At 71.8% G+C, this 21,734-nt stretch carries 20 protein-coding genes; 10 read left to right on the top strand and 10 right to left on the bottom strand.

What is annotated here, in order from left to right:
• Positions 1-946 precede the first annotated feature (946 nt).
• Entirely contained in the window at positions 947-1,783 is an 837-nt protein-coding gene (locus tag AB0E67_RS12705; RefSeq protein WP_362024817.1) for a BTAD domain-containing putative transcriptional regulator, read from the top strand.
• Positions 1,784-2,037: 254 nt separating this feature from the next.
• Here the strand turns inward: AB0E67_RS12705 and AB0E67_RS12700 are convergent, their stop codons facing one another.
• Complete coding sequence (locus tag AB0E67_RS12700) at positions 2,038-2,523, bottom strand: ArsI/CadI family heavy metal resistance metalloenzyme (protein WP_362024814.1); 486 nt, start codon at positions 2,521-2,523, stop codon at positions 2,038-2,040.
• Positions 2,524-2,603: 80 nt separating this feature from the next.
• Between AB0E67_RS12700 and AB0E67_RS12695 the strand changes: the two genes are divergently transcribed.
• Genes AB0E67_RS12695 through AB0E67_RS12685 form a run of 3 tightly spaced genes read left to right on the top strand, consistent with a single transcriptional unit; the run spans position 2,604 to position 4,511 of the window.
• Positions 2,604-3,005 (top strand): metalloregulator ArsR/SmtB family transcription factor, encoded by a 402-nt coding sequence (locus tag AB0E67_RS12695; RefSeq protein ID WP_362024811.1) that lies wholly within the window; start codon positions 2,604-2,606, stop codon positions 3,003-3,005.
• Positions 3,006-3,025: 20 nt separating this feature from the next.
• Complete coding sequence (gene arsB / locus AB0E67_RS12690) at positions 3,026-4,111, top strand: ACR3 family arsenite efflux transporter (protein WP_362025525.1); 1,086 nt, start codon at positions 3,026-3,028, stop codon at positions 4,109-4,111.
• Positions 4,104-4,511, top strand: a complete 408-nt coding sequence (locus AB0E67_RS12685; protein ID WP_362024808.1) for an arsenate reductase ArsC — start codon at positions 4,104-4,106, stop codon at positions 4,509-4,511. The genes arsB and AB0E67_RS12685 overlap by 8 nt, the downstream gene beginning before the upstream one ends.
• A 50-nt stretch (positions 4,512-4,561) precedes the next feature.
• On the opposite strand, the gene AB0E67_RS12680 is transcribed toward AB0E67_RS12685, so the two are convergent.
• The 7 genes from AB0E67_RS12680 to AB0E67_RS12650 all read right to left on the bottom strand — a co-directional run bounded on the left by AB0E67_RS12680 (position 4,562) and on the right by AB0E67_RS12650 (position 12,205).
• Positions 4,562-5,473: a hypothetical protein gene (locus AB0E67_RS12680; protein WP_362024805.1), complete on the bottom strand. Its 912-nt coding sequence runs from the start codon at positions 5,471-5,473 to the stop codon at positions 4,562-4,564.
• A gap of 2 nt (positions 5,474-5,475) precedes the next feature.
• Positions 5,476-5,829 (bottom strand): monovalent cation/H(+) antiporter subunit G, encoded by a 354-nt coding sequence (gene mnhG, locus AB0E67_RS12675; protein ID WP_073785073.1) that lies wholly within the window; start codon positions 5,827-5,829, stop codon positions 5,476-5,478.
• Positions 5,826-6,179, bottom strand: coding sequence for a monovalent cation/H+ antiporter complex subunit F (locus AB0E67_RS12670; RefSeq protein WP_362024802.1), 354 nt, complete (start codon positions 6,177-6,179; stop codon positions 5,826-5,828). The genes mnhG and AB0E67_RS12670 overlap by 4 nt, the downstream gene beginning before the upstream one ends.
• A gap of 68 nt (positions 6,180-6,247) precedes the next feature.
• On the bottom strand, positions 6,248-6,868 hold the full coding sequence (locus AB0E67_RS12665) for a Na+/H+ antiporter subunit E (RefSeq protein ID WP_362024799.1): 621 nt from the start codon (positions 6,866-6,868) through the stop codon (positions 6,248-6,250).
• Positions 6,865-8,520 (bottom strand): Na+/H+ antiporter subunit D, encoded by a 1,656-nt coding sequence (locus tag AB0E67_RS12660; RefSeq protein WP_362025523.1) that lies wholly within the window; start codon positions 8,518-8,520, stop codon positions 6,865-6,867. Before AB0E67_RS12660 ends, AB0E67_RS12665 begins: the two co-directional genes overlap by 4 nt.
• Positions 8,521-8,537: 17 nt before the next feature.
• Entirely contained in the window at positions 8,538-9,293 is a 756-nt protein-coding gene (locus tag AB0E67_RS12655; RefSeq protein ID WP_362024796.1) for a Na(+)/H(+) antiporter subunit C, read from the bottom strand.
• A complete protein-coding gene (locus AB0E67_RS12650; RefSeq protein ID WP_362024794.1) occupies positions 9,290-12,205 on the bottom strand; it encodes a Na+/H+ antiporter subunit A in 2,916 nt (971 codons plus the stop codon). Before AB0E67_RS12650 ends, AB0E67_RS12655 begins: the two co-directional genes overlap by 4 nt.
• Before the next feature lie 376 nt (positions 12,206-12,581).
• Between AB0E67_RS12650 and AB0E67_RS12645 the strand changes: the two genes are divergently transcribed.
• Genes AB0E67_RS12645 through AB0E67_RS12625 form a run of 5 tightly spaced genes read left to right on the top strand, consistent with a single transcriptional unit; the run spans position 12,582 to position 18,164 of the window.
• The gene (locus tag AB0E67_RS12645) at positions 12,582-15,566 is read left to right on the top strand and encodes a nitrate- and nitrite sensing domain-containing protein (RefSeq protein WP_362024792.1); all 2,985 of its coding nucleotides are present in this window, start codon (positions 12,582-12,584) and stop codon (positions 15,564-15,566) included.
• A complete protein-coding gene (locus tag AB0E67_RS12640; protein WP_362024789.1) occupies positions 15,563-16,000 on the top strand; it encodes a roadblock/LC7 domain-containing protein in 438 nt (145 codons plus the stop codon). The genes AB0E67_RS12645 and AB0E67_RS12640 overlap by 4 nt, the downstream gene beginning before the upstream one ends.
• A gap of 44 nt (positions 16,001-16,044) precedes the next feature.
• Positions 16,045-16,401, top strand: a complete 357-nt coding sequence (locus AB0E67_RS12635) for a DUF742 domain-containing protein (RefSeq protein WP_362025520.1) — start codon at positions 16,045-16,047, stop codon at positions 16,399-16,401.
• A 6-nt stretch (positions 16,402-16,407) separates the two neighbouring features.
• Positions 16,408-16,977: an ATP/GTP-binding protein gene (locus AB0E67_RS12630; protein WP_362024786.1), complete on the top strand. Its 570-nt coding sequence runs from the start codon at positions 16,408-16,410 to the stop codon at positions 16,975-16,977.
• Between the two features lie 53 nt (positions 16,978-17,030).
• Positions 17,031-18,164 carry an FAD-dependent monooxygenase gene (locus tag AB0E67_RS12625; protein ID WP_362024783.1) on the top strand — a complete coding sequence of 378 codons (1,134 nt, stop codon included), beginning with the start codon at positions 17,031-17,033 and terminating at the stop codon, positions 18,162-18,164.
• A gap of 102 nt (positions 18,165-18,266) precedes the next feature.
• Here AB0E67_RS12625 and AB0E67_RS12620 read toward each other — a convergent pair whose 3' ends face one another.
• Positions 18,267-18,668 carry a RidA family protein gene (locus AB0E67_RS12620; protein WP_362024781.1) on the bottom strand — a complete coding sequence of 134 codons (402 nt, stop codon included), beginning with the start codon at positions 18,666-18,668 and terminating at the stop codon, positions 18,267-18,269.
• Positions 18,665-19,819: an acyl-CoA dehydrogenase family protein gene (locus AB0E67_RS12615; protein ID WP_362024778.1), complete on the bottom strand. Its 1,155-nt coding sequence runs from the start codon at positions 19,817-19,819 to the stop codon at positions 18,665-18,667. The genes AB0E67_RS12620 and AB0E67_RS12615 overlap by 4 nt, the downstream gene beginning before the upstream one ends.
• A gap of 243 nt (positions 19,820-20,062) precedes the next feature.
• Between AB0E67_RS12615 and AB0E67_RS12610 the strand changes: the two genes are divergently transcribed.
• Positions 20,063-21,721, top strand: a complete 1,659-nt coding sequence (locus tag AB0E67_RS12610) for an AMP-binding protein (protein ID WP_362024775.1) — start codon at positions 20,063-20,065, stop codon at positions 21,719-21,721.
• The last annotated feature ends 13 nt before the right edge of the window (positions 21,722-21,734 follow it).

Below are 21,734 nucleotides of genomic sequence, written 5' to 3'. Positions count from 1 at the left end.
GAATTCCTTTGCCCTTCGGGGCGGGGGCCGGGCATCGATGCACCTCGCAAAGGAAAAGCCCGCCCCATGATCGATCAACACTGAGCTCGGGGAAACGGTTTTCACCGTTCCCCGAGTTCAGTGGGTTCGGATGTCGCGGCATATTCCGAAGGGAAGGGCGGGAGGTGTCACCCGCCTGTGAATCCGCTGTGATTCGCGTACGGCCCGCCGGTGACCGGAGTAAGCACCTCCGGTTGTTTTCACGGCCCCGGAACCGGAGGGCGGGATACCGATCGACCATGGCGCACCGAACGGACGGAACGGGACCGTACCCCCGCCACGGCATGGACCGAACATTTCTCCGGGAGATCGGGATTCATGGGGTTCGCGGCCGCACGCGTCCATGCCCGAGCGACCCGTGACCGTTTTCTTCCGGTGCTGCGGCGGAGATCTCCGAAGATTCCGGAAGGCCGAGCATGCGGAATGGGAGTGTTTGCGCCGGGAGAAGACGCGCTCCACCGCTCGGACGACTCCCCGACGAGGCGGATGGAGAGAAGATCCCCACAGCTCGGGGGGATTGACACAGGCGATGCGGACGAGCACGGTGATGCCAACGGGGAGGTTGGGGTGGACAGTGCGTTGTCGTGGGCCGGTCGGCGGTCCCCGGATTCCGTCGAGGAACCAGCGCCACGCCGGAAGGGACTGCCCCCGGCAGCCCCGGGCGCGCGGATCCGGACGCCATCGGGCCGAGTACGGCGCCCTCCCGACCGCCGGGCCGGATGCCTGGTGATGAAGCGGTCGATGTCCAGCGCAGCAGCGTAGGTGACACCCCAGGTCCTGCGGAGCCCCTCGGTCGGACGCGTCCTCGGCGAAATCGTTCCTGCCAGGGGCCTTCTGCTGTGGGGAATTCGAGAGCCTGAGCGGCACACGGGCCACGAGCCACGAGCCGCGATCGGTGTCACCGAGCATGTCGAGACGTTACCGAGAAAGGTTCACGGGTAGTTTCATGAGTGGCGACTGTACTATTTCGGTACGCGCTTTGGGCGCCTTCAAGGTTACGTTCAACGGAGACCCCGTTGAAAGGTGGCAGGCCGGAAAGGCGCGGAAATTACTTCAGTTCCTGTTGCTGCACCGGGATCAGGTGGTGTCACGCGACAGCCTCTACGACGCACTCTGGCCGGACGCATCGACGGCGGCCAACTCCAGCTCGCTCAAAGTCGCGGTGCACGCACTCAGGAAAATATTGCAGCAGGCACAGCGCCTGCACGGTTCGGAGCATCTGAACTCCTCATTACGGGTTCACACGTACGAATCCGGCTACAAGCTGGAGACGCGCAACGTCTGGACCGACTTCAACGAGTTCGAATCACTGGTCGACCGGGCGTACAACGCCCAGAAGAACCATGAACTCCACCGCGCGGACGAGCTCTACAGCAAAGCGAGCGAAATCTACGAAGGGGAATTCCTGCCGGGTCTCACGGACGACTGGGCGGCCACCCAGCGCGAGTGGCTGAGGAGCCGTCAACTCGTCGCGTTGAACTTCCTTTCCGAGAGGCACCTCAAACAGGGCGATCACCTCGGTGTCATCGATGTGTGCCGCCGCATGCTGGCCGTCGACTCCCTGCACGAGGATTCGTATCGCATGCTCATCTCCGTGCATGCCGAACTGGGCCAGCTGACGCAGGTCCAGCGGTGGTACCGGCTCTGCGTCAAACGGCTGCGCGACGAGCTCCAGGTGCCCCCGAACGACAAGACCCGACGCATGTACGAGCACGCTCTGCGCGGTGAACAGCTGAGCTGGTGACCACGGCGCCCCGACGGTGATCGACCTCCGCATCCCCTCCCGCCGTCCCCGATGCTCACCGCGACCGGTCCACCGGTCGGCGGACGGGCGGTCCCCGCCCCTCTCACCCTGACCGCGGTCGCGCTCCGCCCCCGGACGCCACCGCACGGCCCCGCCCCTGCCGGCGCCGGCACTGGTGGGCGTGCTCCCCTCGGCCGTCGCCGACGTCCGAGGGGACGGACACCCGCCGCGCCCCGTGCGCAGGACGGCCGGTTTCAGCCCTCGCAGGCGCATCGCTCCATCGACGGCGCGACCGCCTCGGCCGCGGGGTCGGCGACACCGGTCCGGCCGGAGCAGCAGGCGTCGTCGAGGACGGTGCCCTTGCCCAGCCCGTCGGCGTCGGCCTTGACGACGTAGACCTCCCACGGCTCCTTGCCGGGGCCGTGCACCCACACCTTGTCCTGGAGCGCGTAGCAGCAGGACGTGTCGTTCTCCTCGAACGTCGCGAGTCCCGCGTCCTCGAGACGGGTGGCCGCCGCGGCGACCTCGTCGGTCCTGGCGACCTCGACGCCGAGGTGGTCCAGGCGGGTGGCGCGACCGGGCTCGCCCTCGATGAGGACGAGCTTGAGCGGCGGGTCGGTGATGGCGAAGTTGGCGTAGCCGGGGCGGCGCTTGGCCGGCTCCACGCCGAACAGCTTGGCGTAGAAGGCCACCGATCCTTCGAGGTCGGCGACGTTGAGCGCGAGCTGGACACGGGACATGACAGTCTCCCCGATCACGTTGTATCGATGTCGGTCGATGCAACCTTGCGCCTTGGATCGAAGAACGTCAACATAGAAGCATGTCGAAACAAGAGCTGGTGGTGCTCGGCGGGGACGGCGCCGGAGAGTGCTGCCCCACACTGCTGACCACCCCGTTGGACGAGGACCGGGCCGAGACGCTGGCGAAGGTGTTCAAGGCGCTCGGCGACCCGGTGCGGCTGCGGCTGCTGTCCCTGATCGCCTCCCGCGAGGGAGGAGAGGTCTGCGTCTGCGACCTCACCCCGGCCTTCGACCAGTCGCAGCCGACGATCTCCCACCACCTGAAGCTGCTGAAGCAGGCCGGGCTCATCGACTCCGAACGCCGCGGCACCTGGGTGTACTACCGGTTGCTGCCCGAGATGACCGACCACCTCGCCCGGATCCTCGCCCGACCCACCGGGCAGCGGCATGCCGAACCCTCCCCTGCCGGGGCCGCCTCGTGAGCGAGGACGGGATCCCTGCCATGCCGGTGGCCGGGCGGCTGTCGTTCCTCGACCGCTTCCTCGCCGTGTGGATCCTCGCCGCGATGGCCGCCGGCCTGGGGCTGGGCCGCCTCGTGCCCGGCCTGGGGGACGTGCTCGCCGGAGCCACCGTCGCGGGCGTCTCCCTGCCCATCGCGCTCGGCCTGCTGGTGATGATGTATCCGGTGCTCGCCAAGGTCCGCTACGACCGTCTCGACACCGTCACCCGCGACCGGCGCCTGCTCGTCCCGTCGCTGGTCCTGAACTGGATCGTCGGCCCGGCGCTGATGTTCACCCTGGCCTGGACGTTCCTGCCGGACCTGGCCGAGTACCGCACCGGGCTGATCATCGTCGGCCTGGCGCGCTGCATCGCCATGGTCATCATCTGGAACGACCTCGCCTGCGGCGACCGTGAGGCGGCCGCCGTCCTGGTCGCCCTCAACTCGGTGTTCCAGGTCGTCGCCTTCGGCCTGCTCGGCTGGTTCTACCTGACCTTCCTGCCCGGCCTGCTCGGCCTGGAGCGGACCGCGCTCGACGTCTCCGTCCAGGAGATCGCCGGCTCCGTGCTCGTCTTCCTCGGCGTCCCGCTCGCCGCTGGGTTCCTGACCCGTCGCCTGGGCGAGAGGGCCCGGGGCCGTACCTGGTACGAGACGAAGCTCGTGCCGCGCATCGGCCCGTTCGCCCTGTACGGACTGCTGTTCACCATCGTCGTCCTGTTCGCCCTCCAGGGCGAAGCCGTCACCTCCCGGCCGCTCGACGTCGCCCGGATCGCCCTGCCGCTCCTGGTGTACTTCGCCGTGATGTGGGCCGGGTCCATGGCGGTCGGCCGCGCGGCCGGACTGGACTACCCGAAAGCCACCACGCTGGCGTTCACCGCGGCGGGCAACAACTTCGAGCTGGCCATCGCGGTAGCCGTCGCCACCTTCGGCGCCGCCTCCGGCCAGGCCCTCGCCGGAGTCGTCGGCCCCCTCATCGAAGTCCCCGTCCTGATCGGCCTGGTCCATGTCTCCCTGGCCGCCCGCCGCTGCTTCCCCCGACCCCGTCCCGCCGAACCGGCGGCGTCCCCGGAAGGTTCCGCCCGTGTCTGAGTCCGCGAAGCCGTCGGTGCTGTTCGTCTGCGTCCACAACGCCGGGCGCTCCCAGATGGCCGCCGCCCTCCTCACCCACCTGGCGGGCGACGCCGTTCAGGTCCGCTCCGCCGGATCCGCTCCGGCCGACACCGTCGACCCTGCCGTGGTCGAAGCGCTGGCAGAGGTCGGCATCGACATCTCCGCCGAGACCCCCAAGGTGCTGACCACGAAAGCCGTACGGGCGTCCGACGTCGTGATCACCATGGGCTGCGGCGACACCTGTCCCGTCTTCCCCGGCCGGAAGTACCTCGACTGGGAACTGGACGATCCCGCCGGACAGGGTGTCGAGGCGGTCCGTCCCATCCGGGACGAGATCGAGCAGCGCGTCCGCGGCCTGCTCGCCGTCCTCCTGCCCTGAGGACCGTCGCCGGACCGCCGCCCGCCACGCACGGATGCCCCGACGGCTCGTCAGTGCCCGATGTCGCGGGCGAGGTCCAGGCCGAGGACGCGGTCGAGATGGGCGAAGGTCTCGAACTTGGCGCCGGACCGCACGTCGCCCCGGGCCGCCGCGTCGGCCAGCAGGTCCAGGACGGCGTGGACACCGAGGTCGTCGACGAGCGCCTCGTGCGAGCGGCGCAGCAGTTCGGCGGGGATCGGCGCGGACGGCTCGCGTGCCCAGCCGGCCACCTGTCGGCGCCACTCGCGCAGGGTGTGCCGGGCGGCGGCCAGGGCCTCGCCGGTGATCGTCACCGGCGAGGCGTAGGGGCACCCGAGCAGGAGCAGGCGCAGGGCGAGCGGATCGGCCGCGTCCGATGCGCTCGCGGTGCCCGTGTCCGGCACGGTGGGCACGGCCGGGACGGGTGTGCCGGGCGTGGTCGGCGGGGTGGCCTCGGCTCCGGCCGGGGCCGGGCTGTCCGGGGGACGGGGGCCGTCCGGCGGGGTGCCCTCGCCCGACGGGACCGTGGTGACCGGCCCCACCTCGATCCGGACCCCGCTCGTGACGTCGGCCGGACCCTCGCCCCGGGCGGTCACGTGGACGTCGGCGGGGCCGCCGAGCGCGGCGTCCGGATGGCGTGCCCCCACGACGACGGGCGGGTGGATGCCCAGCACGTCCAGGACCCGGTCGAGCGCCCGCGACCGGTCCCCGGCCGGAGGCGCGGTGGTGGTGAGGACCGTGACGACCTGCAGGCCCTGGAGCTCCGCCACGCGCGCGAGCACGTCGCCGGTCAGCAGCACACGCAGATGGACCGGCCGGATCCCGGTGCCGTCGTCCGTCCCCGCGTCGAGGGAGGGCAGGTGGACGCGGCTGCGCAGCAGCCGGCGCGGCGGGGCGGGTACCTCCACGAGGCGGCCGGTACGGGTGTCGGTGACGCGCAGCATGATCAGTTCCCCTCGGTCAGTTGCTCGTCGAGTTCGTCGAAGAGCAGCTCGCTGTGGTCGATCTGGCCGGTGCGGTAGGCCGCCCGCGCCACCAGGTGCGCCGCGACCGGTCCGGTCATCAGCTGGAAGAACGCGATCAGCGCCAGGGTGGCGAGATCCACGCCGCTGCGCAGTCGCAGGGCGACCCCGACGAGGACCAGGATCATGCCGAGAGTCTGCGGTTTGGTGGCGGCGTGGCTGCGGGAGAGCACATCGGGCAGCCGCAGCATGCCGATCACGCCGAGCAGGCAGATCGCCGCGCCGGTGAACACCAGTGCCGCACCGGCCGTGTCGAGGACCTGGACCCAGACGTTCACCGCGTCTCCCCCTCGCCCCCGTCGCGTCCGCCGCCGTGCGCGGCCGGGCCCGTTCCGTTCCGGGGCACCGGGCGGTCGCGGGCGGCGATGAAACGGGCGATGCCGACCGATCCCGTGAATCCCAGGAAGGCCAGCACCAGCATGATCGGGAAGTAGAACGGGTCGCGCGCGAAGGCCGATTTCGCACCCAGGCCCGCGATGATGAGCGCGGCGGCCACGTCCAGCGAGATGGCCCGGTCCAGCATGGAAGGGCCTCGCCGGATGCGGGCGAGCAGCAGCGCGCCGGCGATGACGATCACGACCACGGCGGCGGTGAGCAGCACCCGGTCGACGGTCTCCGGAACACTCATGCGCCGTGCCTCCTCCTCATTCGCCGTACCTCCTCATGTGCCGCCCCCTGTTCGTACGAGGTGGTTTCTCATGCTTCGCGCCTCCCCCGGTGGGCGACGGATGGCGGTGGTCCGGCCACCCGGGCGATCTCGTCGGGGGTGCCGAAGGCCCGTACGACCAGCCGCTCCAGGCGCCACACGGATCGCCGGGCCGCGTCCAGCGCGGCGGGCCGGTCCGCGTCGAGGACGTGCAGGAAGACGGTGGCGGTGGCGCGGCGCACCTCGACGATCGATCCGCCGGGCACGTTCGACACGGCGACCGCGGTGGCCGCGAGCATCAGGTCGGAACGGCAGCGCAGCGGTACGGCGATGACCGCGGCCCGGTGCGGGTGGCCGACGAAGATCTGCCGGGTGACCCGCACGCCCGAGGTGTACATGTCGTGGAGCAGGAAGCCGGTGAGCACCAGGATGCCCCAGGGGTGCAGGCGGAGCCCGAGGTCGACCCGGGGCAGCGGGAAGGCCAGGCACACGGCGATCGCGACGACCGCGCCGGTGACCACGTTGGCCCAGTTGGGCCCGGACCAGAGCAGCACCCAGATCAGGGTGAGCCAGGCGATCAGCGGGAGGTCCAGCACGCGTCGCCGCGCGTACCAACCCCGGTAGGGCGGCGTTCCCTTGTGCCGGAAGGACAGCGTGATGACGCGTTTCACCGGCCGAACACCGCCTCCGTGTAGGGGGAACGGCCGAGGAGTTCGACGGCCGAGCGGTCGGCGTACGAGGTCAGCGGCCCGGCGAACACGGTGAAGGCCAGCCCGAGGGCTACGGCCGCGGCGGTGGCCGCCGTCATCGGGCGCGGCAGCTGTGTGGTGGTGGTGACGGCGTGTCCGTGCAGGGTGGCGGCGACCGCGCGCCCGGCGGGCTCGTGGCGGTGCGGGACCGGTTCGTCGCCGCTGCCGGGGATGTGGTCGGGGCCCGGACCGATGTCGATGTCGCCCTCGTCGGAGCCGGACTCCAGGACGGTGCCGTACGCCGCCTGCCCCGGGGGCGCCGCCCGCCAGAACGCGAGGTTCCAGACCTTGGCCACCACGTACAGCGTGAGCAGGCTGGTCACGGCCGACCCGATGACGAGGAGCCAGGCCCAGGCGCCGCCGTCCTCGACACCGGCCCGCATCAGTCCGAGCTTGCCGATGAACCCGGACAGCGGCGGAATACCGGCGAGGTTCATGGCGGGGACGAAGAAGAGGGCGGCGAGCAGGGGCGCGGCCGCGGCCAGTCCGCCGATGCGGGTGAGTTCGGTGGTGCCGCTCCGGCGTTCGATCAGCCCGGTCGCCAGGAACAGCGTGGTCTGGACGGTGATGTGGTGGGCGACGTAGACGATCGCGCCGCCGTACGCGTCCCGGGTGGCGAGGCCGATGCCGAAGACCATGTAGCCGATGTGGCTGATGAGCGTGAAGGAGAGGAGCCGCTTCAGGTCGGTCTGGGCGACGGCCCCGAGGATGCCCACGGTCATCGAGGCCAGGGCGACGGCCATCAGCAGGTCCCCGAGCCGGTTGCCGGGGAAGAGCAGCGTCTCCGTACGGAGCATGCAGTACACGCCGACCTTGGTCAGCAGCCCGGCGAAGACCGCGGTGACGGGGGCGGGCGCGGTCGGATAGGAGTCGGGGAGCCATGCGGCGAGCGGGAAGGCGGCGGCCTTGAGGGCGAAGACGGTGAGCAGCATCGCCTGGATCAGGGTCTGGACGCCGGTCGGCAGTCCGGCGATCCTGCCCGCCAGCTGGGCGAAGTTGGCGGTGCCGGTCGCCGCGTAGGTCATGGCGATGGCGGTGAGGAACAGCATCGACGAGAGCAGCGAGACGATCACGTAGGTGGAGCCCGCGCGGACGCGGGGGCCGGTGCCGCCGAGGGTGAGCAGGACGAAGCTCGCGACGAGCATGATCTCGAAGCCGACGAAGAGGTTGACGAGGTCACCGGCGAGGAACGTGTCGGAGACCCCGGCGACCAGAATCAGATAGGCGGGGTGGAAGACCGCCACGGGCGTCTGCTCGTCCCGGTCGGCCATGCCCTGGCCGATGGAGTAGACGAGCACGCAGAGCGTGATGGCGGAGGAGACGGTCAGCATCAGCCCGGACAGCCGGTCGGCCACCAGGGTGATGCCGATCGGCGGTGCGAAGTCGCCGAGATGGACGGCCAGCGGGCCGTGCAGATCGGTGACGATCATCAGGGCGGCGGAGAGCGCCAGCACGACGGTGAGCACGGCGACGCTGACCAGTCGCTGGACCTGTTTGAGCCGGGTGCCGAACGCGAGGCTCAGGCCGGTGGCGCAGAGCGGCAGCAGCACCGGCAGCGGGACGAGTGCGTTCATCAGCGGGACGAGGACGTTCATCCGGTGGCTCCCGGGTCGGTGTCGTCGGGGCGGGGCGGCCGGGGCGGACCGTCCCCCGGGCGGGACCGCCGCGAGGGGCCGTCGTCGTGGCGGGGCTCCTCCGGGTGCGGCTCCCCGGGGCGGGGCGGTCGCTTCGGACCGCCGCGCGGGCCGGGCGCGCTCGGTGCGTGGTTCTGGGGACGGGCCCGTCCCTCCGCGTAGTCCTCGGGGTCCGCGCCCAGGACGTCGTGCCAGAGGTCCCCGGTGGCATACCGGCCCCGGGCCTGGAGCGCGCGATCGGCGCGCAGCCGGGCGCGCAGCCGGCGGCGCTCCTCGCGGTACCGCTCGCGGACCTCGGCCGTGACGTCGGCGGCGGCCCGGTAGCGTTCACGCAGTTCGGCCCGCTCCCCCAGCACCTCGGCGCGCAGGGCGATCCGCCGGTCCTCGTCGTCGTCGTGGACCTCGTCCGTGCCGTTCAACTGGTGGCTGCGGTAGGCCATGGCCAGGAGGAACGCCGTGGTGGCGAGGGTGATGACGATGGCTGTGAGTGCGATGGCCTGCGGCAGCGGGTCGGTGACGAGTCCCAGGGGGACGCCGTAGAGGAGCGGTTCCCGGCCGGCCGGTCCGCTCGCGGCGAGGACGAGCAGGTTGATGCCGTTGCTCGCGATCACCGCGCCGAGCAGGATGCGGGTCAGGGGCCTGGTGAGCATGAGGATGCCGCCGACCGCGCACAGCACCGCGGCGGTGGCCAGGAGCGAGGCGCTCACCGTCATGCGGGGGCGCCTCCCGTCCCGGGCCCCTGCTCCGGTCCCCCCGCGACCGCCTCGACGGCCGCCGCCCGCTCGATCTGCCGGTCGATCTTGGCGCCGAGCGCGCGCACGATGTCCAGCACCACGCCCAGGACCAGCAGATAGACCCCGAAGTCGAAGAGGACGGGGGTGGCGAGGTGGTACTCGCCGAACAGCGGCAGCCGCCCGTGGTGGGACCAGGAGTGCAGGACCGTTCCGTCGATGAGACCGAGCAGGGCGACACCGGTGGAGACGAACAGCCCGAGGCCGGTGAAGAGTCCGGGTTGCAGCGGGGCCGCCTCGGCGAGTTCGAAACGGCCGCCCGCCAGATAGCGGGTGATCAGGGCGAGTCCCGCGACGAGACCGGCGACGAAACCGCCCCCCGGCATGTTCTCGGCGCAGAACAGCAGGTACAGCGAGAGCACCAGGACGGGATGGAACAGCAGCCGCGTCACCACCTCGAAGACGATCGAGCGGTGCTCGGGGGCGAGCGTCGAACCTGCCGCGAGCCAGCCGCGTTCCGGTGCGCCCTCGTCACCGCGCGGCAGACCCGTCATCGCGGGCGCGGACAACGACCAGGCGGTACGCCCCCGCACCTCCTCCCTCAGCCACGGCTCCTCGGTACGGCGGTGCAGATAGATGAGGCTCGTCACCCCGATCGCCGCCGCGGCGAGCACGGCGGACTCCCCCATCGTGTCCCAGGCGCGCAGGTCCACCAGGATGGTCGCCACGACGTCCTTGAGCCCGTGGTGGGCGGTCTCCTCGACCATGGCCGCACCCGCCGGGGCGGCGCTCCGGGCGGCCGCCGCGACCCACACCACCACGCTCAGCGTCGCCGCCGCGGCCAGCGCCACCGGGATGCGCACGGCCCGCCGCCGGCTGCTGACCGACTCCTGGAAGCGCACCGGCATCCGGCGGAGCACCAGCACGAACACGATCATCGCCACGGTCTCGACGCAGAACTGGGTGAGCGCCAGGTCCGGCCCGCCCTCGACGACGAACAGCAGCGCCGCGCCGTATCCCGTCAGACCGGCCAGGACCACGGCCTTCATCCGGCGTCTGACGGCGAGGCAGAGGAGCGCCGCCGCGCAGGTCAGCACGGCGACGGCGCCCTGCAGCGGGGCGTCCCAGAGGCGCGGGGCCACGGCCCCGCGCCAGGGCTGGTCGAACACCAGGACGGTGAGCTGGCCGGCCAGCATCACCAGCAGGGTGGTGGCGAGGTAGACGGAGAGCGAGCCGCGCTGGACGAAGCCGGTGAGCTGGAGGGAGAGCCGTTCCAGGCCGAGCAGCAGATGGCCGAAGACGCTGTCGGCGGTCGGCCAGGCGATCCGCCGGGAGATCCGGGTGACGGTGGCGCGTCCCATGAAGAGCAGCACCCCGCCCGCCGTGGCGAGGGTCGAGAGCAGCACGGCGGTCCCCATCCCGTGCCAGAGCGCGAGGTGGTACGGGTGCGCGGGCGCGGGGAACGCGTCCGCGTACGCGCCGAGCAGCCGGTCGGCCCGTCCGGCACCGGGCCCGAGCAGCAGCCCGCACACCGCGAGGAGCGCGGGCGCCGCGAGGAATGCCGGACCGACCCGGTGCACGGGCGTGTCCTCGACCCCGGGTTTGCGGGCGAAGGCACCCCATACGAACCGCAGGGTGTACGCGACGGTCAGGGCGGAACCGACGACGAGGGCGGCCAGGACCCAGCGTTCCCCGGTGTCGCCGTGCGGCAGCGTGTCGAACGCGGCCTCCTTGGCGGCGAAGCCGAGCAGCGGGGGCAGGGCCGCCATGGAGGCGGCGGCCGCCACCGCGACCGCGCACACCTGCGGCAGCGCCCGTCCGACGCCGGACAGGGCGCGCAGGTCACGGGTGCCGGCCGCATGGTCGACGATGCCGGTGACCAGGAACAGCGGGGCCTTGAACAGGGCGTGGGCCAGGATCATCACGGCGGCGGCCAGTGCCGTGTCGCGGCTGCCGAATCCGGCGAGCACGGTGAGGAAGCCGAGTTGGCTGACGGTGCCGTAGGCGAGGACGAGCTTGAGGTCGTTCAGGCGCAGCGCCCGCCAGCCGCCGAGCAGCATGGTCGCGGTGCCGAGCACCAGCACCACCGGCCGCCAGACCGGAACGTCGGCGAAGGCGGGGGCCAGTCGCGCGATCAGGTAGACGCCTGCCTTCACCATCGCGGCGGCGTGCAGATAGGCGCTGACGGGGGTGGGCGCGGCCATGGCGTTGGGCAGCCAGAGACTGAACGGCCAGATCGCCGATTTCGACAGGGCCCCGCACAGGATCAGCACCACCGCGGTCGAGACGGCGGCGTCGGCCGGGGGCGGGTCGGCGAGGATGGCGGAGATCCGGTAGGTGCCGGTCACCTGACCGAGGATCAGGAAGCCGACGAACATCGCGAGGCCGCCGAGCGTGGTCACCACCAGCGCCTGGAGCGCGGAGCGGCGGCTGTGCTTGCGCTCGCTGTCGTACCCGATCAGCAGGTACGAGAAGACCGTGGTCAGTTCCCAGAAGACGTAGAGCGTCATCAGATCGTCGGCGAGGACCAGTCCGAGCATGGCGCCCGCGAACGCCAGCAGGTTTCCCGCGAAGCCCGCCAGGCCCGGGGTCGAGTCGGTGAAGTACGAGGCGCAGTAGAGCAGGACGAGCGTGCCGATTCCGGCCGCGAGCAGCACCATCAGCTCGGCGAGCGCGTCGAGCCGCAGGTCGGCGCCGACGCCGTACGCGGGCATCCACGACCATGTCCAGGTGAGCACGTCGCCCGACGCGGTGGCGTTCCACCGCGTGGCCGCCCACACGGTGGCGGCGGCCGGTGCCGCCGCGAGCACGACGAAGGCGCGCCTGCCCAGGAGTCGTACCAGCGGGCGCGCGCAGCCGGCGAGCACGAAGTGACAGACGACGAGCGCGGTCATGCGGCCCCGGAAGGCGCCGCGCGCCCACCCCGGTCGGAGATCCGGAAACCGGACGACGCATCAAGGACAAAAGCCACTCAATACAGATATATCCCCGATCGCATCCCACCCCTACGGCGCGCCGCACCCGTCCCGGCGCACTGCGTCCGCCGCCGGGCGCGGTCCGAGTGCACCGCCGGAGCGCGGCGGGCCCGACGCGCACGGACACCGACCGCGTCCGCCCGGGCCGACCGCCTCGCCGCCCGAACCGGTATGGAACGGTCGCTTCCGGACCCTGTGATGGCACTGTTCGTGATCAGTAATGCACCTGTGAGATCACTTCCTTTTCATTTTTTGCGGTGTGACTACTATCTAACTGTCGAAGTTCTCAACGGATTTGGCCAGTCCTGAGGCTGGCACCATCGTCAAGGAGCACGCCCTGCGCACGCGCGTCTCACGGCGGACCAAATCGACCACCATGTCGCTGCGGACGGCCCTTCTCGTACTGGCCATCGTTCCGGGAGTCGCGCTGGCCGCCCTCTGGGCCGTCACCAGTGGCCAGACCCTGTGGGACTTCCAACGGCAGGCGGCCCAGGGCCGGTTGGCCGAGAAGGCGGGTCAGCCCTCCAACATCGTGTACTACAACCTTCAGGAGGAGCGGCGGCTCAGCGCCGACGTGCTGGACGGCCGCAAGGGCTCCGAGGAAGCGCTGCGACGGCAGCGCGAGCTGACCGACGACGCCATCGAGAGCTTTCAGGGGCTCTCCGACGTGGCGGCCGACGACGCCCCCGCCGAGGTCCGTGACGCCGTACGCGCGGCACGCACCGCGATCGGTCAACTGCCCGCCCAGCGTGCCCTCGTCGACGACGGCGGCGCCGGACAGCAGAAGGCCGTGTACGGCTACTACTCGGACCTGATCGCGGTGGATCTCAAGCTGTTCGCCGCACTCAGCCACGTCGACAACGGCCGGATCACCACCATCTCGCAACCCCTCGTCCACCTCTTCTGGACCAAGGAGATGATCTCCCGCTCGGACGCCCTGCTGGCGCGCGGCTGGTCGAAGGGAAAGCTCAGCGGCGAGGATCTCGCCCAGGTGCGGGAGGCCGTCATGGGCCAGCCGCTGCTGTACTCCACCCAGGTCGTGCCCTACCTGTCGAAGGACGAGAGGGCCGCGTGGGAGAAGCTCATCCACAGCCCGGCCTGGAAGACCAAGACGCGGGTGGAGAACCAGGTGCTGCGCGCGGCGGGCGCCGACGGTTCCGGCCTCGTCACCGTCGACGCCGACGAGAAGACCTGGCGCGGCGCGATGGACGAGGTGAACGATCAGCTCGTGGACCTGCTGGAGAAGCGCACCGCCTCCGTGGTCGACGAGGGCAAGAACAGTGTGCTGTCCCTGCTGTTCAGGATGGTGCTGACCACGTCCGTCGGCCTGCTCGCCGTCATCGCGGTCATCTGGACCACCTGGCGCCTGACCCGTATTCTCCGCCGCCGGATCGGCGGTCTCCAGGAACGGGCCGAGGAGCTGGAGAAGGCGCTCCCCGACGTGGTCGAGCGGCTGGCCGGCGGCGAGCGCATCGACGTCGAGGCCGAGGTCCGGGCCATCGAGCAGGACGCGGGGAGCGGCGAGGGCGACGAACTGGCCCGGCTCGGTCACGCCCTCAACCTGGCCCGCACCAGTGCGCTGACGGCTGCCGTCAAGCAGGCCGACCAGCACCGCGGGTTCGAGAAGCTGCTCCAGCGGATCGCCCGCCGCACCCAGCAGTTGATCGGCCAGCAGCTCAGGAAGCTGGACGACCTGGAGCGCAAGCACGAGGACCCCGAGATCCTGGAGGGTCTCTTCGACCTCGACCACCTCACCGCACGTCTGCGCCGGTACGAGGAGAACCTCGTGATCCTCGCGGGCGGCACCCCGCACCGGCGCTGGCGCAAGCCGGTCCCGCTGCTGGACGTGATGCGTTCCGCCCAGGGCGAGGTGCAGGACTACCGGCGGGTGGCGCTGGACCTGAACGACAGCCCCTGGCTGTCGGAACGGGCCGTCGGCCCGGTCACGCACGTACTGGCCGAGCTCATCGAGAACGCGCTCACCTTCTCCCGGCCGCCGAACCCGGTCGAGGTCCGTGCGGCCAGGGTGAGCCGCGGTCTGGCCATCGAGGTCGAGGACCGGGGCCTGGGGATGGACGACCAGCAGCTGGCCGAGGCCAACGAGCTGATGGCCCGTCCGCCCCGGATGGACGTGCTGGCCCACTCCGAGGACATCCGGCTCGGCCTGTACGTGATCGCACGGCTCGCGAACCAGCACGGACTGCGGGTGGAGTTCCGCTCCTCGGCGTACGGCGGCACCCGCGTGGTCCTGCTCGTCCCCGACGAACTCACCGTCCCCGGACCGAACTCCGGCCCGGTGGCCGTGGCGCCCCCGGCCGCCGCGCCCGCACCCGCGCAGGCCCCCGCGTCCGCGTCGACCCCGTCCCTGGCACCGGAGACGGCCGACGGGCAGCCGCTGCCCACCCGCGTCCAGGGCCGCGCCCTGGCCGACGTCACCGCGATCAACACGGCGAGCACCCCCTACGCCCAGCAGCCGCACCAGCCCGCCGAACAGCCCCAGCAGCCGTCCGGGACCACATACCCCGCCGCCCAGGAGCACCCCTACGCGGCCCCGAAGAACGCCGCTCCCGCCCCGCACCCCCCGACGCCGCAGGAGCAGTACGGGGCGTCTGCGCCCACCGGCGACACGTACACCGCCGCGCCCGTCGGGCCGTACGCCTCGCACCCGTCCCCGTACGGCACGGACGAACAGCCCTACATGACGGCCGCCGGGCAGTACCCGGTGGACCCGCCGCCGCCCTACCACACCCCCGCGGGACCGGAACAGCCCTACCCCGCTCCGTACTCCGCCGACGCCGAGTCCGGTCACCCGCCGCTCGCCGGGCCCGCAGGTCTCATGGGCCCCGTGGACACCGTCGGCCTCCCGGTCCCCTACCGGTCCGGGCAGGATGACCACCGCCCGGCGCGGCTGCCGGTGTCCGAGCCGGACCACCCGGCACCGCCGGACCCGGAAGCCGTCCCCGCGGAGCACGGCTCCGGCCGGGCCGCGCCGCCCGCGCCGGGCACCCCGCCCGCGCCCGGTACGGAACCGCCGCTGCCGCGCCGCGTGCGACAGGCCAGCCTGGTGGACGAGCTGCGGGTCGCCCCGGCCGCCCGGAACACCGTGCCCCGGCCGCCGGGCCCGGACGAGAACCCGCAGGCGCGACCGGCCCCGCACCGGGCCGGGGCGGCGATCGGCGCCTTCCAGCGCCGCTCACGCGCGGCCCGCGCGACCACGGAGGCGACACCGCCGCCCGCGCCGCCCGCCACCCCGCATCCCACGAGAGAAGAACGGTCATGACACGCACAACCGCCACGCATCAGGACCTCGACTGGCTGCTCGACGGCCTGGTGGACTCGGTGGCCGAGACCCGCAACGCCGTCCTGCTCTCCGACGACGGTCTCGTGGTGAGCCATTCGCGCACCATCGAACGTGCCGACGCCGAGCGGCTGGCCGCCATCTGCACCGGTCAGCAGAGCCTGGCCCGCGGTGTCGGCCAGCTCTTCGACGGCGGCGGCGTCCACCAGGTGGTCGTCGAACTCGCGGACCTGTGGCTGTTCATCATCTCCGCCGGGCAGGGCACCCACCTGGCCGTGATCGCCTCCCAGGAGGTGGACGCCGAGATCATGTCCCTCGCCATGCACAACCTCGTCCAGCAGGTCGGCCAGAAGCTCTCCACCCCGGCCCGCGGCGAGTTCGACCCCTTCGGTACCGGGGACGGGCAGCGCGCGTGACCCCGTACTGGGATGAGGACGCCGGGGAGGACGGGGCGGGCACGATGGTGCGCCCGTACACCATCACGCGGGGCCGGACCGCTCCCGAGCGCGACGACTTCAGCCTCATCACCGTGCTGACGACCACGCAGGACCCGAGGGACGAGCACGGTGCGCCGGTCCTGCCGGGGCGGCTCCAGCCGGAGCACCGGCTGATCCTGGAGCGCTGTCGTCGGCCGTCCGCGGTCGCCGAGGTCTCGTCCGGCCTCGGCCTCCCGGTCTCGGTGACCAAGATCCTGCTGGCCGACCTCGTCGCCCAGGGCCTGCTGACGGCCCGCGCGCCGCTCTCGGTGGCGCGGGCGGCCGGCGGCGCCGACATGGGCCTGCTGGCCGCCGTTCGTGACGGACTCCGGAGACTCTGAACCAACATGACAAGCAGTCAGGCGGCCCCCGCCGCCGTCAAGATCCTCATCGCCGGAGGCTTCGGCGTCGGCAAGACCACCATGGTCGGTGCCGTCAGCGAGGTCACCCCGCTGAGCACGGAGGAGTATCTGACCCAGGCCAGCGTCGGCGTCGACGACCTGGCCGGTGTCGGCCAGAAGGACACCACCACCGTGGCCCTGGACTTCGGCCGGATCACGGTCAGTCCCGATCTGGTGGTCTACCTCTTCGGCACGCCCGGCCAGGAACGCTTCTGGTTCATGTGGAACGACCTGGTCAACGGGGCGCTGGGCGGCGTGGTGATCGCCGACACCCGCAGGCTGGAGACGAGTTTCGCCTCGATCGACTTCTACGAGAGCCGGAACATCCCGTTCGTCGTGGCGATCAACTGCTTCCACGGCCACAACACCCGTACCCCGGACGAGATCAGGGCCGCACTCGACCTCGATCCGCAGGTCCCGCTGCTGATCGGTGACGTCCGTCAGCGGCCGTTCTCCCGGGACGTGCTGCTGGCGCTGGTGGACCATCTGATGGGTCTGCCCGCGACGGCCGGCTGACGCCCCGTCCCTCCCCCTTCGTTCCGCCCTTCCCCGTTCTGGAGAGCTCTGAGATGGCATCACCCCTGCGTGTCCTGATTCACGGTGGCGGCATAGGCGGGCTCGCACTCGCCACGGCACTGGGCCGTCGCGGCCACACCGTCGAGGTCGCCGAGATCCGCGACGAGCTGGACGCGCTGGGCGTCGGCATCATCCAGCCGTCCAACGCCCTCCACGTGATGCGCGAGATCGGGGTCCTCGACGCCTGCCTCGAGGTGGGCTTCGAGTGGGAGATCCTGACCATCGTCGACCCGACGGGCAAGCCGCTCGCCGAGATTCCACAGCCGAGAATGGACGACGCCCCCTCCAACAACGGCATCCCGCGCCCCGCCCTGGCACAGGTGCTGAACGCCGCCGCGGTCGCCGCGGGCGCCACGGTCCGCTTCGGCAGCACCATCACCGAACTGACCGACGACGGCGGCGGCGTGGACGTCACCCTCTCCGACGGCTCCACCGGTCGCTGGGACCTGGTCGTCGGGTTCGACGGCATCGGTTCGCCGTTGCGCACCCGGCTGTACGGGGACCGTTACGTGCCCGAGTACACCGGCTTCGCCAACTGGCGGGTGACGGTCCCCCGGCAGCCCGGGGTCCGGGGTGTGGTGATGGGCACCGCGGGCAAGGACACCAAGGCCCTGCTGACCCCGATCACCGACGAACTGATGTATCTGGCCGCGGTGTTCGCGGAGCCCGAGGACTTCCGTCCGGATCCGGAGCGCGCGCACGAGCAGCTCGCGGAGCGGCTGACGATGTTCTCCGGTCCGGTCGCCGAGGCGCTCGCCGCGGTCACCGACCCGGCCGCGGTGGTGTATTCGCGGATCTCCCAGGTCACGGTCGAGGAGCCGTGGCACGTCGGCCGGGTGGTGCTGGCCGGTGACGCCGCGCACGCCTCCACTCCGCACATCGCGCAGGGCGCGGCCATGGCCGTCGAGGACGCGCTGGTGCTCGCGCAGTCGCTGGACGTCGAGGACGATGTGGCCGCCGCCCTCGACGCGTGGGAGGCCCGCCGCCGCCCCCGGGCCATGTGGGTGCAGGCCATGTCGCGTGCCGTGCTCAAGCAGGAGACGGGCCTGGAGACCACGCCCGTGGAGGACGAACTGCTGAAGATCGGGATACCGGGCGCGGCCCACGCACTGGTGAAGCCCTACTGACCGGCGCCCGCCTCCCGTCCGTTACCGGTCTCCGTCGCCGCCCATGAAGAGGCGGGGGCGGAGACCGGTAACGGACGGCCGGTTCGCGACCGCCCTACGCGCTCAGGGCAGGACCGCCACCCCGTCGAGTTCGACGAGCGCCCGCTCGTCCCAGAGTCTCGCCACCCCGATGACCGCCATCGCCGGATAGTCGCGGCCCGCCAACCGGCGCCAGACCCGGCCCAGTTCACCGGCCCGGGCCCGGTAGTCGGCGACATCGGTGGCGTACACCGTCACCCGGGCCAGGTCCGCCGGGGCGCCACCCGCCGCGCGCAGGGCGGTGAGCAGGTTGGCGAGCGCCGTCGCGAACTGCTCGGGCAGCGTGGCGCCGACGATCCTGCCGTCCACGTCTAGCGCGGTCTGCCCGGCCAGGAAGACCAGTTGGCCGCCGACGGCCGTCGTGGCGTGCGAGAACCCCGCCGGGGGCGACAGTTCGGCGGGGTTGATCCGGTGCACCGGACTCATGCGGACGCCTCCCTGTTCGCGTACGACTCCCGGGCGATGATGGTGCGCTGCACCTCGCTGGCGCCCTCGTAGATCCGTGGGGCGCGGACCTCCCGGTAGAGGTGTTCGAGGAGGTGGCCGCGGCGCAGGGCGCGGGCGCCGTGCAGTTGGACGGCGGTGTCGACGACGTACTGCGCGGTCTCGGTGGCGTACAGCTTCGCCATGGCCGCGCGGCGCGGCACGCCCTCTTCGCCCGCGTCGTGCGCGGCGGCCGCCGCGTAGACCAGGAGCCGGGCGGCCTCGGTGCGGGTGGCCATCTCGGCGACCTGGTGGGAGACGGCCTGGAGGTCCTTCAACGGGCCGCCGAACGCGGTGCGTCCGGCGGTGTGGGCGAGCGTGGCGTCCAGGGCGGCGCGGGCCATGCCCACGGCGAACGCGCCCACGCTGGGGCGGAACAGGTTCAGGGTGTCCATGGCGACCCGGAAGCCGCGGTCCGGTTCGCCGAGCACGTCCTCGGCGGTGACGGGGACACCGTCGAAGCACAGGGTTCCGATGGGGTGCGGCGAGAGCATGTCCAGTGCGGAGCCGGTGAGTCCGGGACGGTCGGCGGGCACGAGGAACGCGGTGACGCCGCGTGATCCGGCGCCCCGGGTCGTACGGGCGAAGACGGTGTAGAAGTCGGCCTCCGGGGCGTTGGAGATCCAGCACTTCTCACCGGTGAGCCGCCAGCCGCGGCCCGTGCCGGAACCGGGACCGGGGCCCCCGTCGGGGGCGGCGTCCAGGGCCAGGGCCGCCGCGTCGGAGCCGGCGCCCGGCTCGCTGAGCGCGAAGGCGGCCACGGCACGCCCCACTCGCACCTCGGGCAGCCAGCGCGCCCGCTGGGCGGGCGTACCGGCCCGGAGCACCGGGTGGCTGCCGAGACCCTGGAGGGCCAGGGCGGTCTCCGCCTCGGTGCAGCCACGGGCCAGGGACTCGCGGAGCAGACAGAGGTCGAGCGCTCCGGAGTCCAGCATCCGGTCGAGCAGACCCGACGCGCCGAGCGCGGCGATCAAGGGGCGGTTCACGTGGCCCGGTTCGCCCTTTTCGGCGAGGGGGCGCAGTCGCTGTTCGGCGAGGGCTCTCAACTCCTCGCACCATGAGGTCCGTGCCGGATCGAGCGAGAATGCCGTCATCGCGGCGTCTCTCCTGTCGCGTCTCGTCTGAGTCGTCCTTCTCGTTCTGTCGTCTTCCCCGTTCTTGCGTCTCCTGTCCGCCGGACTTCCGTCCTCCGCGCACCGGACCCCTCGGTACGTCATGTTCCGTACCCGGTCCGCACGTCGGCCCTTCTACGGTTTCGCGCCCGTTCGTCCATCGCGGACCGTTGACTACCGTCACCCGAACGATACGCTCCAGAGGCGACAAGGGGGCGATCCTTCATGGACCCGAAGACCTCAGCGCACCTCGACACCTTCGCCCGGGAGCACCTCCCTCCCCCGGACCAGTGGCCGGACCTGCTCTTCGATCTCCCCGAGCTGCGCTATCCGGCCCGGCTCAACTGCGCGGCGGAACTGCTGGACCGGACCGTCGACCGGCTGGGCCCGGACCGCCCCGCCTTCCGCACCCCCGACGGCGGGGTGTGGAGCTACGGGGAGCTGCGGGAGCGGGTGGACCGGATCGCCCACGTCCTGACCTCCGATCTGGGGGTCGTCCCCGGCAACCGGGTGCTGCTGCGCGGTCCCACCACCCCCTGTCTGGCAGCCTGTTGGCTCGCGGTGCTGAAGGCGGGCGCCATAGCGGTCACGGTCCTGGAACGGCAGCGGGCGGCCGAACTCGCCACCATCTGCTCGATCGCCCGGGTGAGCCACGCCCTGTGCGACGTCCGGTCGGTCGACGACCTGGTGCGGGCAGAGGTGCCGGGGCTGCGGATCACGGTGTACGGGGGTGACGCACCGGACGATCCGCTCCGCCCGACCGGTGCGGGGACCGGGACCGGGACCGTCACCGAGAACGGGGCCGAGGACGGAAGAGGACCGTACGTCCCGGTGGACACTGCGGCGGACGACGTCGCGCTGATCGCGTTCACCTCGGGCACCACCGGACGTCCCAAGGGCTGCATGCACTTCCACCGGGACGTGCTCGCCATCGCGGACACGTTCTCGCGCCATGTGCTGCGCCCCACGCCCGACGACGTGTTCGCGGGAAGTCCCCCGCTCGGTTTCACCTTCGGACTCGGCGGTCTGGTGGTCTTCCCGCTCCGGGCCGGTGCCAGTGCGCTGCTGCTCGAACAGTCCGGCCCGGAACGGCTGCTGCCCGCGCTCGCCGCCCACCGGGTCTCGGTCCTGTTCACCGCGCCGACCGCCTACCGCCTGATGCTCGACCACGTGGACGCGCACGACCTGAGCGCGCTGCGGCGCTGCGTCTCCGCCGGGGAGAACCTTCCGGCCGCCACCTGGCGGTCCTGGTACGAGCGGACGGGGCTGCGCATCATCAACGGCATCGGCGCCACCGAGCTGCTGCACATCTTCGTCTCCGCCGCCGACGACGCGGTCCGCCCCGGCACCACCGGGGTTCCCGTGCCCGGCTGGCAGGCGCGGGTGCTGGACCGCGAGGGGCGCGAGGTGCCGGACGGGGAACCCGGTCTCCTCGCGGTGCGCGGTCCGATCGGCTGCCGCTACCTCGCCGACGAACGCCAGCGGGAGTACGTGGCACACGGCTGGAACATCACCGGCGACACCTATGTGCGCGACGCGGACGGCTACTTCCGCTACGTGGCCCGCGCGGACGACATGATCATCTCCTCCGGCTACAACATCGCGGGCCCCGAGGTCGAGGACGTCCTCCTGCGCCATCCCTCGGTCGCGGAGGCGGCGGTGGTGGGCAGGGCGGACGAGCTGCGCGGCCGGATCGTGGTGGCGTACGTGGTGCTGCGCGCGGGCGCGGAGCTGTCGGCCGAGGCGTTGCGTACGTACGTGAAGGGCGAGCTGTCCCCGTACAAGTGTCCGCGCGTCATCGAGTTCCTGCCCGCCCTCCCCCGCACGGCGACCGGGAAGCTGCAGCGATTCCGTCTCCGCGAGGAGCGTCCCGAAGGTGCCTGAGGGAAATGCGGGT

Source organism: Streptomyces sp. NPDC032161 (assembly GCF_040636995.1).
In the GTDB taxonomy this organism is placed as follows: domain Bacteria; phylum Actinomycetota; class Actinomycetes; order Streptomycetales; family Streptomycetaceae; genus Streptomyces.
This window is presented reverse-complemented; position numbering and strand designations above follow the sequence as displayed.